This is a genomic window from Tumidithrix helvetica PCC 7403, assembly GCF_965232925.1.
GTDB lineage: Bacteria > Cyanobacteriota > Cyanobacteriia > Pseudanabaenales > Pseudanabaenaceae > Tumidithrix > Tumidithrix helvetica.
Genome location: NZ_CBDDRA010000017.1, coordinates 116,725 through 128,873 on the forward strand (window position 1 = coordinate 116,725; position 12,149 = coordinate 128,873).

The following is a 12,149-nucleotide window of genomic DNA, read 5'->3' on the forward strand; positions in this document are numbered from 1 at the left end:
CGAGCGACTGAATACTAAACAGCCGTAAAATTATGCAGCAATTTCTTCAACTTCTTGATTTGCCTCAACATAGGCGACAAAACTATCGAAACTTTCAAAGATGGCAAAGGCGCGATCGCTTTTTGAGATCTCTAAGATTAATTTGATAGAAGCATGGAGAGAGCATAGGGACAAGTTGCTACCATGCGATCTTAGAATTCTGCGTGCTTCTAAAAGTGCTGCAAGACCATTACTATCAAGAAAATCAACTTCCTGCATATCTACAGTTAGCAAGGGCATTTTTTGGGTATTCACCATGGCATTCACAGAAGCCCATGATTCAATCTTTCTAAGTAGCTCAACACCTTCCGCTTTATTGAATTTGCTGCAACTAAGTCTTATGGCAAAGGCTTGGCTATCAGTAAATACTCTACGAAAAGTTGCGCTGTCAAGTCCTGATACGATTTTCATCTTGCCTCACATAAAAAGAACGTAATTGTGGCTTTCTTGTTTTCCTAACATTCATTTCCAATCTGTGAATGTCAGAGGTATTAAGCGTTTTAGGAACTAGCGACAAAACTTAGGAAGGAATCCAGACTGGATAGAACTTTAAGGGTAGTTCTAAGCCATCTAGATTCCATTCACCTATTATTCACTTAAAAAAAAAATATACAACTACCAACAGGTATAAAAAGTTAGTGAAAGGTTGTATGAAAAGTTATACAAAAGTTAGTTTCTTAATTCGTGCTGCATTAGCTCTAAGTTGAAGCTAGGTTTTGTTTGTGTAGCTGTAGCACTACTAAGTGCTGCAATTTATAGCGCAATCCTAACACCATTTTCAAAATAACAGCGATGTAGTTATTTTGAAAATTCGGCGCGTAACGGGGAACTCAAATTCGGAGCTGATGCAAATTCATGTGAAATTGAGATCGACAATCCATGAGAGATTTTTTTCTCCCTAGAATACAAGGGGCAATTCACGAATTGCCCCTTGTATTCTTACAAATTAAATAGGATTGCTATATTCGCTAAACTGCAACATTAGATTCTTCGATCCCAGATCACATTTTGCAAAATGGCATTTTGCATCATGGCACCTTGAAAGACTGCATCCTGAAGATATGCTCTACTCAAGTCTGCTCCTCTTAAATCTGCATCTCTTAAATCTGCATTTCTCAGATCGGCACCCTTTAAATTCGCTCTACGTAGGTTTGCCCTATGTAGATCGGCACCTTTAAGATCGGCGGAACTCAGATCGGCTCCACTTAAATTTGCACGGCACAATTTAGCAGACTTAAGATTGGTCTTGCAGAGTCTAGCTCTACTAAAATTAACCTTATGTAAGTCCTTTGCGCTCAGATCTGCCCCCGACAGATCGACATCAGAAAATTCTACCCTACCTGCTCTATACAGTTGTAAGAGTTCACTGGCATCCATTGGTTTGCCCTAAACAGATTAGACGATCGCTTTAAAATTTATCTAAATTTGGAAAAATTCAGAAATTGAATAACGATCTCGTTTTTAATTTTCAAACATATCGAGATCCATTGCAGCCGAGCCACCTCGTTCTAACTCCACTAACATTTTCCCCAACTGTCTCCAGACAAAGTAAGCACTGCCCAAGGTTAAAGGAACTGCTACTGAATAGGCTAAGCCAGAAGGAAACCCGAAAATTTCTAACCCTGAGGATAGAAACACACCCACACATAGAGTGATGCCTATGTAAGGGATTTGTATGCTGCTTCCCTTTAGCTGGAGAAGAGTTCGCGAGGTTCTACGAGTTGCCCATTCTTGTACTAGTTCCCTTAAAGTGCTCTCAAATGCTCTACCACAGGCTAAACCTGCAATTAGAGAAAGGATGAATAACAGATAAGGAGGATCGGAAGGAAAATAGTAACCAGTAGCGGATGGCATTTTGAATTTTATTGTGGATTTAAGTTTTCGGTAATCAGTCAATCAGCTTAAAAATGACTGTGAAACCCATCCTACAGTATAGGCTTTAATATTGTCTTTAGATTTAGGCTCCGATATTGAATTTTTTAAGGGCATGTATGCCAACTTAATACCATTTTCAAAAATTGATGCAACGCATCTTTTTGAAAAGACCGCGCTCTGCGCGGCATCCAAAACCCGATCTGTCGCAAATATTTAGGGAATTGGGATTACACAATAAAAAAGGGGGCATTGCCCCTTTAAAAATGAAATTTTTAGCATTTGTAAAAAAAACGCGAAGCGAGGAACTCAACTTTTGACCTATTGCCAATTTAATTGAGTGAGGTATTACATGTACTGAGAAGATTTTACTGGTCTGGATTCGATCTGTAGTTTGCCCGCATTTGCTCTAATTTCGCCCGTTGTTCATCCGTGAGGATAGACTGGATTTGCTGGTAAGAATTTTGTCGAATCGCTTGAATTTGCTGTCTTTGCGCGTTGGTGAGATTGATTGACTTCATGATATCTCTAGGATTTTGTCCCGACTGCTTTGCTTGCTGAATCTGGGCTCGTTGTTCGTTAGTAAGAACGGCTTCTAGTTTTTGGCGAGTGTCTTGTCTAATCGTTCGTATCTGTTGTTTTTGGGCATCTGTGAGATTGAGATCTCTGATTTTGTCGCCATCTTGCTTGAGTTTGCTAGGAGTACTTGCGCTTGTTTGAGATAACTCTGCATCTGGCAAAGATGTTGAGGCGATCGCTGGGAGCGTTGTACTAAGACTAATTGCACCTAATGCAATCGCGATCCCACAAGCAGATAGATAACGAGTCCAAGTTTGAGCCATGAGTGTTTCCCCATACATCTTGCAATTATTTTCTATTTAGACTGAACGGGTTAAAAAAAGGTTCAAAGAAAAAGTGATTACATTAATTTCAGCTTTTGCACGATCGAAGTATTTAAACGTGAGCTTGAGCGAATTTCTCAAATAATTCACTTATATGTCACAGCTCTATGAAACTATCGATTTTTTAATAAGGATGATAGACCGCATTTTCTGTAGTGCAATCGAAGAGATATAACTTGTTGAGATCGAACTGCCAGTATGTCTTAGCCCCAAGGGTTAAATCGAGGGTAAACATCAAGTCAGCCGATAACCTTGCCCTCAGACATTGCCCCTGAATGTCAAGAATTACGATGGTTTCAGCACCTAGAGCCTCTACAAGTTGGACGATCCCACACAGATGAGCGCGATCGGGGCTGCAAGGCTTTAAGTCTTCGGGTCGAATACCTAGAATGTAAGACTGGTTTAGTTCTAAATTCCGAGTTAAATCTCGATCGAAAGGAACTGGTTGGCTTAAATGCTCCCCTTGCAAATAGCAATCCGCATCTAGGGCAACAGGCAAAAAATTCATCGGTGGTGAACCCATAAACCCGGCAACAAAGAGATTGGCGGGTTTGCGATAGAGATTGAGTGGCGTATCGACCTGTTGAATTTTTCCACCATTCAACACCGTAATCCGACTGCCCATTGTCATTGCTTCGGTTTGGTCGTGGGTAACGTAAATTGTGGTGGTTTGCAATTGTTGTTGCAGTTGCACGATTTGCGCCCTCGTCTCGCTGCGTAATTGGGCATCTAGATTCGACAGGGGCTCATCCATCAGAAATGCTTGAGGATTGCGGGCGATCGCTCTGCCTAGAGCCACTCTTTGCTTTTGCCCACCCGATAATTCCTTAGGCTTGCGGTCGAGTAATTTGTCAATTTGCAAAGATGCCGCCACTTGTTGTACTCGCTGCGCGATCGCTTGACGCTGCTTGTGCCCCATTGAGGAGAATATTCCCGAGCGCTGAGATTGTTGGCGGCGCAAACCAAAGGCGATATTTTCATATACGCTCATGTGGGGATAGAGCGCGTAGCTCTGAAACACCATGGCAATATCTCTCGCCTTGGGCGGCAAATGATTAATTTGCGTATCCCCCAGATAAATTGATCCCTCTGTCACCGTTTCTAATCCCGCAATCAATCGTAAAAGCGTACTTTTGCCACAGCCAGAAGGCCCAACCAGCACCATAAATTCTCGATCTTCCACCGTCAGATCGATATCATGTAGAACTACGTTCTGATCGAATACTTTGGACACGGCGCATAGACGGACAGGAGCCATGACGATCCTATTAACTTAACGTTTGTTTCCGCCCTCAGAATAGCGGAATTTTGTATCCTAGGGCTATATTCATTGAAACTTGCCAATGACACCAAATACTCAAACCTCAAATAACGGAAATCTTCACGACCTCGGTCAACCCACTCTAGGCAAGTTTTACGGTATCGGTGTTGGTCCAGGCGATCCCGAACTTCTAACGATTAAAGGCTTTCGGATTTTGCGAGAAGTCGATGCGATCGCTTTTCCCGCAGGACGAGATGGTAAGCAGGGGATGGCTGAAGCGATCGCTGCCAAATTTATGCAGCCCCACCAACAACAAATTCCCCTATCGCTCCCTTTTGTCCAAGATAATTCGGTTTTGCGCGTGGCATGGCAAACCGCAGTGATTAACCTCTTACCCTATCTGCGACAGGGCAAGAGCCTCGCATTTATCGCCGAAGGCGATGTCAGCTTCTACAGCAGTTTTACGTATATGATGCTGGGTTTAAAGGCTAAATGCCCCGATCTAGAGATTGAGATCGTCCCTGGCATCAGTTCGCCCTTGGCAGCGGCGGCAGTAGTGGGCATTCCCCTAACTATTTGGTCAGATAAACTAGCGGTCTTGCCTGCATTAAACAGCATTTTAGATCTAGAAAACGCCTTGGATTGGGCAGAAGTAATCGTTCTGATGAAAATTAGCAATACCTACGCGCAGATTTGGGAAGTGCTGCGATCGCGAGATTTGCTCAACCACAGTCATGTCGTCGCCTGGGCGACCTTAACAAAACAGAGAATTTGGTCAAACCTTGCTGATTACCCCCATTTAGTGCCGCCCTATGCATCGCTGTTAATTGTGAGTCGCTCCGAATCCATGACTGGTTTAGAAGATTAAGCCGCAAATCCCAAGTCTTTAAATGCCAAGATTTTGATAAGCTTAATATTCAGAAATAAAATTTAATAATGTTATGGCAAACATCAAGTTCGTGAACGAGGACAAAGAAGTTATTGCGATGGATGGCGTAAACTTACGACTCAAAGCAATGGAACACAATGTCGATATCTATAAGCTCATGGGCAAGCTCACTAACTGTGGTGGTTACGGTCAATGTGGCACATGCATTGTTGAGATCTCAGAAGGCATAGAAAATCTGTCCCCTCGTACAGACTTCGAGCAAAAAAAACTCAAGCGCAAACCCGACACCTATCGGCTTGCTTGCCAAACCATGGTCAATGGTGATGTCTCTGTTAAGACGCGCCCATAGAGATTACGAGCAATTCCTGTATGTAAGCTCGAATAATATGTGTTAAAAATTGATTAAATTAGTATTCATCGCGAATAGCTGCTTGCGAAAAGCTAGTAGCTTATTCAACCGAATCCTAGGTTAAATTAAGATCTATAAGCCCATCACTATTTAATTAAGCGACTGAGTGAACCCCCTATGGCGCGTGACTATTATGAAATCCTTGGCGTCGAACGCAATGCGGACAAAGAGGATATCAAGCGAGCATATCGACGTTTGGCACGCAAATATCACCCCGATGTAAACAAAGAGTCAGGTGCGGATGAACGTTTCAAAGAAATTAACCGTGCCTACGAAGTCCTCTCTGAGCCAGAAACTCGCGCTCGGTACGATCGCTTTGGCGAGGCAGGCGCTTCAGGGGGCGTGCCAGATATGGGCGATATGGGCGGCTTTGCCGATATCTTTGAGAGCTTCTTTAGCGGTTTTTCCACAGCGGGGCAACAACCCCGTCGCCGCAGCGGCCCCATGCGTGGCGAAGACCTGCGCTTCGATCAAAAATTAGAATTTCGCGAAGCGATTTTTGGTGGCGAAAAGCAGATCAAAATTACCCACCTAGAAACCTGTGCGGTCTGTAGCGGTTCGGGTGCAAAACCCGGAACGAGACCGCGTACCTGCGGTACTTGTAATGGTGCAGGACAAGTCCGCCGCGCCACCCGCACCCCCTTTGGTAGTTTCACTCAAGTGTCAACCTGTCCGACCTGTAATGGTACGGGGCAAGTGATTGAAGATAAGTGCGAGCCTTGTAGCGGGTTAGGGCTGACACAGGTTAACAAAAAGCTGAAAATCACGATTCCTGCGGGTGTCGATAGCGGTACGCGGTTGCGCGTCTCAGGCGAAGGCGATGCTGGGCAAAAGGGCGGCCCTGCGGGAGATCTCTATGTTTATCTGTTTGTCCAATCTGACACAGAGTTTGAGCGTGAAGGCATTAATATTCTTTCGGAAATTAAGGTCAGCTACTTGCAGGCAATTTTGGGCGACAAGATCGCTGTAAATACGGTTGATGGCAAGAAGCCGCTCACAATTCCTGCTGGGACTCAGCCAGATACAGTACTGACGCTAGAGGGGTTAGGCGTACCGAAACTGGGCAATCCCGTAGCGCGTGGCGATCATCTGATCAAAATTAAGGTCGATATTCCCACTAAAGTTAGTGGCGAAGAAAAAGAAGCCCTAGAGAAACTGCTCGAAAAGCTGAAAGGCGGAGCCTCAAAAGGTGGCATTGAAGGCTTTTTAGGTGGGATCTTTCATCATCGGTAAGCGTTTATGCCCAACCCTGTAGATTTGCGCGGTGTGCCATGCCCTCTCAGCTTTGTGCGGGCTAAGTTGCAGCTTGAAAAAATTACCTCAGGCGAAACCCTAGAGGTTTGGCTCGATCGCGGCGAACCGATCGAGCAGGTTCCCAATAGCCTGATCGTTGATGGGCACATTGTCAAAAACATTGAAGAACGGGACAATTTCTTTGCTTTGACCGTACAAAAAGCGTGACGACGAACCAGATAGAAAACTTGACGGGCACTGTTTTAGCAGTGCAAGCAAACTTTTATCGCGTCAGTTTAGATCGCGTCAATCTCTATGCCCTAGCTGCAATTCATGGCATAGAGGACAGTTCGATCGCTACCAAAGAACTACTCTGTACCCGCAGAGCCAGACTCAAAAAAATTGGGCAGCAAATTTGTGTTGGCGATCGCGTCGTGATTCAAGAGCCAGATTGGCAGGGAAATCGCGGTGCGATCGCGGAGGTAGCCCCACGCCACAATTTGCTAGATCGTCCTCCGATCGCCAATGTCGATCGGGTGCTCTTGGTGTTTGCCCTTGCCGATCCTGAGATCGAGCTACTCCAACTCAGTCGTTTTTTGGTGAATATCGAAGCCAGCGATCTCGATATTGTCTTGTGTTTGAATAAATGCGATTTAGTCACCGAAGCTGAACGACAAACTTGGTGCGATCGCATGCAAAACTGGGGCTATGCCCCAATCGCAATCAGTACTTACACGGGTGAAGGCATCGCGCAACTCAAACAACATCTCAGTACGGGCGTTACCGTGGCGGCAGGCCCTTCGGGTGTGGGCAAATCTAGCCTGATCAATTTTTTAATTCCAGAACTAAAGCTGAGGGTGGGTGAAGTCTCGCAACGGCTTGGGCACGGTCGGCATACCACTCGCCATGTCGAACTTTTTCCCCTCGACGATCGAGCAACGGGATATTTGGCGGATACTCCCGGTTTTTTGCAGCCCGCACTTCCTAAAACACCGATGGAGTTAGCCTACTGTTTTCCTGAAGCACGTCAGAGGCTAGCGTCGGGTACTTGTCAATTTAACGACTGCTTGCACCGTGACGAACCCAACTGTGTCGTCCAAGGTGATTGGGAACGCTATGCCCACTACTCTCTATTTTTGGATGATGTGGAAGCGTACTATTCTAAAGCGAGAGATACGACGAAAACGGAATCCACTCTAAAAACGAAGTCTGGAACGGGCGGACAAGTTCAACACGAACCTCGCCTAGTCACCAAAAAACACCGCAGAACCTCGCGCCGCACCGATCTTCAAAAACTAGATTTTGATATTGAGAACGATAATTTGAATGACGATTTTGGTAGTGATTTGGGTGATCGGGAATAGCTCCCAAACTCAGCAACGTCAGACCAAACCGAACTCAGCACTAGCAACTTGCAAACTCTGCTGCATTTAATTGTTGACCTCTTGCGATGTAGTCTCTTGCACCAATGGTATTTGTGAGGTTAACCAATCTTTCACATTAGCAATATAACTAGTCCACTCTTGAGTAGAACTAAGTAGGTCAATTATTTTTGATAATCCAACATCTCTATTCCAATCAAGTCTTTTTATTATATCGTCTACATACCTATGGCTGTTATCAACAGCTACAATATGCCTTGCCACTCCAATTATTTCATTACACTCGTTATCATCATTGTTTTCTAAACCAATAATAATACTGTGAATGTACTTTTCAGGTTTAGTATTTTCTGGAAGATTTAAACATTTTATTTTCTGAAGGCTAGACTCTCGAAGTGAGTTTGCGCGTTCATCATTTCCAGTTAAAACAGCCTTTAATCGTTCTTTTTGTTCTTCTAGAGTTCTATAGACATCTCCATCCAACACAAAAATAGTATTATCACAGCTTTCACCACGTAGACGTAACCCAGCTAGAACTGTAAAACAATTCATAGCAGCACCGAATCTTTGTACAGATAGATGCCTAGAAATACCTAATTGACCTGCTATCTTCTTAATGATTGCTACAGCAAGATCATCTTCAACAAAAACTTCAATTAACCTCGGTTGAGACCCTGTTAAGCGATTTATTGCATCTGGTTTTGTTTCATTGAAGCAAAGAGTTTTTTCTGATGTACCAAAAACATGTCTTATGTTAATAAAATCAGACAACTCAAGAATTGATTCTCTATGCGTCGTAAATACTACTTGAAGATTTTGGCTTTGTGCCCTTTCAGATACCACTTTAATCAAATTCTTCATCGCTGAATCATGTAATAGAAGATCCAACTCATCTATTAGGATGAGACTATACTTATCAGCTCTAAATATTTTTTCTAGCAATAAAAATATCTTTTGTTCGCCAGCACTCATACTCAATGCAGAGTATCTTATTCCATTGGCTTCAACACCAATAAACTTTCTCCCATTACCAGGGTCATGAATGTTATAGGCAGTATATTGCCTATTAAGACAATATGAAGCCTTCTCTAGTATTGTATTTATAATACTTTCACTTACATTACTAGTTGAGTAGTTAATTTTTACATTTCGTTTTTCTGATTCGATAAGTGGTACACAACTGTCCACACCAAAATAATATATATTTCTTGTAGGTCGTCTTTTATATATTGGTTTCCATCGATCACTACTCTTCCCATAAAGCTGTTCTACATTTTCGAATGTTTGAGATGAATTTCGATAAGTATGAACTATTTTTAACTCACTACCTTCCCATAATGCATCAGGGCTTGGTAGGAAAAAATTACTAAATTTATAGTCTTGTTGTTCTTCATATGGTGGCTTAAAACAACAGGCTAGAGCGTGAAGAATAGTTGACTTCCCATAACCGTTTGGGCCAAGAATACCAGTTATATTTTTACTCTCAAATGAAATGCAAAGATCCTTGACATTCTTGAGCTTTGTTATCTCTAGCTTATGCAAGCGTTGTTGAGAAATCTGCATACATTTTTCTGTGGTGTTTTTCAGCCTGACTGAAGAAAGATCTCAAGCTTTCCTATTCTAGGCTACCTAAGATGTTTTTGTGAGCCTTGCGCCGCTATATTTTGATATTGAGAATGATGATTTTGGTGGTGATTTTTGGGTGACTTTGGCGATAACGGTAAAGTTGAGTCGCCTAGGTGTCTGTCGACCAACTTACTCTCAAGCATAGGATTTTGGGCTGATTTCAAACTGCAATTGTGAACGGTAGAAACAAACATCAAACTCCATAAAAAAGTTGACCTGTCCTAAAATGAGCGGCACATTTAGAGCTTGTGTCCATGCAAATACCAGTTGCACAGGCTTAAATCGATCCAAAACAGCCTGAACAAGCACAACACGAGCTTCATACTGAGCCAAATTTCCTGTTAAATTGAGAGCTGTTGTTTGGCGTTCCCATTCGTAACCAAGCTCAATTCCTATCGAATATGGAAGTACATTTACACTGGCTCCAGTATCGAGTAAACCAGATGCTGCAACAGAATTTTGCTCATAAACGAGAGTGAAAGGTAGATGCGGACGAAACCCAGCTTCGCCTAATGCGGCATCACCAGATACGAACGAATATCGTTTAGCATTACGCATGGTCTTGAGACTTGGCATCGTTCAGCACTTTTAACATCGTATCTGCTGCCTCAAAAGCATCATAGGGAGACCACACTGGATAAGCTTGGTCGGGTTTAATTAGATCCGTTTCTTGTTGGGCTAGTTCTGAGATTAAAATCTGCACGATATAGAATTTATCTAAACGGCTAAGATCTTTTAACATCGAGACTAGTTCTGCTGCAACCATAAAAAGCACTCCAGTTCAGTGAGCTTTACTCCCCTATTATAATTGCACTATCAGCCTGCCAGAGAAATAATAGATAATGTATGCTGTGTATATATTTCAGCTTTTGAAGGTAAAGGCTTAAAGATTACTTTTGAGTAGTTGGCTCAAACACATTGTTAGGCTGCGGATTGATAAGCAATACTTTACTTCTATTGAACGTTTTCCATTGGTCAAGATAAGAGATAAATATGGCAAGATGCTAAAGCGACCAGAACTATCAGTCCGTTCTGTAAATAAAAAGCGAAAGCCGTCAAGCATTTGATATTTGTGCTGTCACTAAGAGATCTGATAAGGCTTGAACCGCTTGGCGATCGGCTTGAGGCGACCATACAACCGCATCGGTAAGCGCTAGTTGTTCTATAAGTGTGTTTTCATGATGAGCGGCGTGGGTAGAATCTAGGCTACATCCTTCCTCTTTTGCTACTGCAAGCAAAAGAAAGTGAATAAGTCTAAGCTTATCTTGATGCGTTAGTTGACTGACACTTGGCAGGAGTTCGATAAGAGACATATTAAACATATGGTTGTGCTATCTAATTTGAATCATAGCATCTTCCTAAACCTAGCCATATCAAGCCACGATTGTTGAAGGATAGCATCGCATACATCATGACTGGCTTAGCTTTGACTGCTGAAGAGCTTCCATCAAAACCGCACCAGCCCCAAAGCTATCGTATGGAGTTGGCAAATCATAGGTTTTGAAAGGTTCCAAAGGTGAAATATTCTCAGCCGTATCCAAATCCTCAGCCAGAATTCGAATCAGCTTAAGTTTTTCCGTTGCAGAGAGCAGTCGTACCGATGGTAGTACTTCAGCTAATGTCATGTCATGTGCCTCTTTTCAAAAGTTCACACTTACAGCTTACTCGATTAGCATTACGCATGATCTTAAGGCTTGGTATCGTACAGCACGCCTCAAAAGCATTGTAGGGAGACAGCTCTGGTCGACGTGTATAAGCCGAACCGTGAATCAGAGAGGACTGTTACAATGTTTGTGTCCAATTAAGTTGAGAGCCAAGATGCTCTGAAGGAGGATGACCCATGTTAGATCTATTGCTGACGATCCATTAGTTCAAGCTCAACTAGACCAGATTCAACAATTACAGTCCGATCGCACCTACCGCGAAGCCAGCCAATCTTTTTACGTTGAAGGCGTGCGTAACTTTATTTGGGCGATCGACAATCAGTTACAGATTTCCAAAATTGTTTATAGCGAGAAATTACTCACCGCGCCGATTGTCAGAAAGTTAGTACGAAAGTCTCGTCGCGATGGGATTCCCTGTCTATCTATCACCCCAGAACAATTTCGTCACATTTCGCGGACAGAGAGGGCTTCTGGTGTCGGGGCGATTGTACGGCAACCGTGGGAACAGTTGTCAGAGATTTCTCCCAGAACGGGTCTCTGCTGGGTAGTGTTGGATACCGTGCGATCGCCTGGAAACTTAGGAACCTTGATCCGCACTTCAGAGGCATTTGGAGGCGCAGGGTTTATTTTATTGGGCGATCGCATCGATCCATTCGATCCAGATGTCGTGCGATCGTCGATGGGCGCAGTTTTTAGGCAACAGTTTGTCCAAAGTCGTCTTGCGACACTGCAAACTTGCTTTAGTTTGGACTAATCGGCAGCAAGGCAAGAGCAACAGAAAGGCACGAGAAAATAGAGCAAGAAATTGCAAAGGCTAAGTCAAGCTCAAACATGAAAAGAGAATTAGAAGCTAAATGGCAATTGACACAGAT

The 12,149-nt window shown here is 43.3% G+C and carries 16 protein-coding genes; 6 read left to right on the top strand and 10 right to left on the bottom strand.

What is annotated here, in order from left to right; translation table 11 throughout:
• Positions 1-30: 30 nt before the first annotated feature.
• The 5 genes from ACP2WE_RS16370 to ACP2WE_RS16390 form a co-directional block, all read right to left on the bottom strand.
• Complete coding sequence (locus tag ACP2WE_RS16370) at positions 31-450, bottom strand: STAS domain-containing protein (protein ID WP_425216618.1); 420 nt, start codon at positions 448-450, stop codon at positions 31-33.
• Positions 451-1,020: 570 nt separating this feature from the next.
• Entirely contained in the window at positions 1,021-1,416 is a 396-nt protein-coding gene (locus ACP2WE_RS16375; RefSeq protein WP_425216619.1) for a pentapeptide repeat-containing protein, read from the bottom strand.
• 84 nt (positions 1,417-1,500) lie between these two features.
• Entirely contained in the window at positions 1,501-1,893 is a 393-nt protein-coding gene (locus ACP2WE_RS16380) for a hypothetical protein (RefSeq protein ID WP_425216620.1), read from the bottom strand.
• Positions 1,894-2,279: 386 nt separating this feature from the next.
• Positions 2,280-2,753 (bottom strand): DUF4890 domain-containing protein, encoded by a 474-nt coding sequence (locus ACP2WE_RS16385; RefSeq protein WP_425216621.1) that lies wholly within the window; start codon positions 2,751-2,753, stop codon positions 2,280-2,282.
• 184 nt (positions 2,754-2,937) lie between these two features.
• The gene (locus ACP2WE_RS16390) at positions 2,938-4,071 is read right to left on the bottom strand and encodes an ABC transporter ATP-binding protein (protein WP_425216622.1); all 1,134 of its coding nucleotides are present in this window, start codon (positions 4,069-4,071) and stop codon (positions 2,938-2,940) included.
• A gap of 85 nt (positions 4,072-4,156) precedes the next feature.
• Here ACP2WE_RS16390 and ACP2WE_RS16395 point away from each other — a divergent pair, with 85 nt between their 5' ends.
• The 5 genes from ACP2WE_RS16395 (at position 4,157) to rsgA (ending at position 7,969) form a co-directional block, all read left to right on the top strand.
• Positions 4,157-4,942, top strand: coding sequence for a precorrin-2 C(20)-methyltransferase (locus tag ACP2WE_RS16395; protein ID WP_425216623.1), 786 nt, complete (start codon positions 4,157-4,159; stop codon positions 4,940-4,942).
• A 73-nt stretch (positions 4,943-5,015) separates the two neighbouring features.
• Entirely contained in the window at positions 5,016-5,312 is a 297-nt protein-coding gene (locus ACP2WE_RS16400; RefSeq protein ID WP_425216624.1) for a 2Fe-2S iron-sulfur cluster-binding protein, read from the top strand.
• Positions 5,313-5,489: 177 nt separating this feature from the next.
• On the top strand, positions 5,490-6,605 hold the full coding sequence (gene dnaJ / locus ACP2WE_RS16405; protein ID WP_425216625.1) for a molecular chaperone DnaJ: 1,116 nt from the start codon (positions 5,490-5,492) through the stop codon (positions 6,603-6,605).
• 6 nt (positions 6,606-6,611) lie between these two features.
• Positions 6,612-6,833 (top strand): sulfurtransferase TusA family protein, encoded by a 222-nt coding sequence (locus ACP2WE_RS16410; protein WP_425216626.1) that lies wholly within the window; start codon positions 6,612-6,614, stop codon positions 6,831-6,833.
• Entirely contained in the window at positions 6,830-7,969 is a 1,140-nt protein-coding gene (gene rsgA / locus ACP2WE_RS16415; RefSeq protein ID WP_425216627.1) for a small ribosomal subunit biogenesis GTPase RsgA, read from the top strand. Before ACP2WE_RS16410 ends, rsgA begins: the two co-directional genes overlap by 4 nt.
• Positions 7,970-8,035: 66 nt before the next feature.
• Here the strand turns inward: rsgA and ACP2WE_RS16420 are convergent, their stop codons facing one another.
• From ACP2WE_RS16420 to ACP2WE_RS16440, 5 genes are all read right to left on the bottom strand, one after another.
• Positions 8,036-9,550: an AAA family ATPase gene (locus ACP2WE_RS16420; RefSeq protein ID WP_425216628.1), complete on the bottom strand. Its 1,515-nt coding sequence runs from the start codon at positions 9,548-9,550 to the stop codon at positions 8,036-8,038.
• 198 nt (positions 9,551-9,748) lie between these two features.
• Positions 9,749-10,171 (bottom strand): pepsin/retropepsin-like aspartic protease family protein, encoded by a 423-nt coding sequence (locus ACP2WE_RS16425; protein ID WP_425216636.1) that lies wholly within the window; start codon positions 10,169-10,171, stop codon positions 9,749-9,751.
• Entirely contained in the window at positions 10,164-10,379 is a 216-nt protein-coding gene (locus tag ACP2WE_RS16430) for a hypothetical protein (protein WP_425216629.1), read from the bottom strand. The genes ACP2WE_RS16425 and ACP2WE_RS16430 overlap by 8 nt, the downstream gene beginning before the upstream one ends.
• Before the next feature lie 289 nt (positions 10,380-10,668).
• Positions 10,669-10,926: a hypothetical protein gene (locus tag ACP2WE_RS16435; RefSeq protein ID WP_425216630.1), complete on the bottom strand. Its 258-nt coding sequence runs from the start codon at positions 10,924-10,926 to the stop codon at positions 10,669-10,671.
• Between the two features lie 96 nt (positions 10,927-11,022).
• A complete protein-coding gene (locus ACP2WE_RS16440; RefSeq protein WP_425216631.1) occupies positions 11,023-11,238 on the bottom strand; it encodes a hypothetical protein in 216 nt (71 codons plus the stop codon).
• Positions 11,239-11,446: 208 nt separating this feature from the next.
• Here ACP2WE_RS16440 and ACP2WE_RS16445 point away from each other — a divergent pair, with 208 nt between their 5' ends.
• Positions 11,447-12,031 (top strand): TrmH family RNA methyltransferase, encoded by a 585-nt coding sequence (locus ACP2WE_RS16445; RefSeq protein WP_425216632.1) that lies wholly within the window; start codon positions 11,447-11,449, stop codon positions 12,029-12,031.
• Positions 12,032-12,149 lie beyond the last annotated feature (118 nt).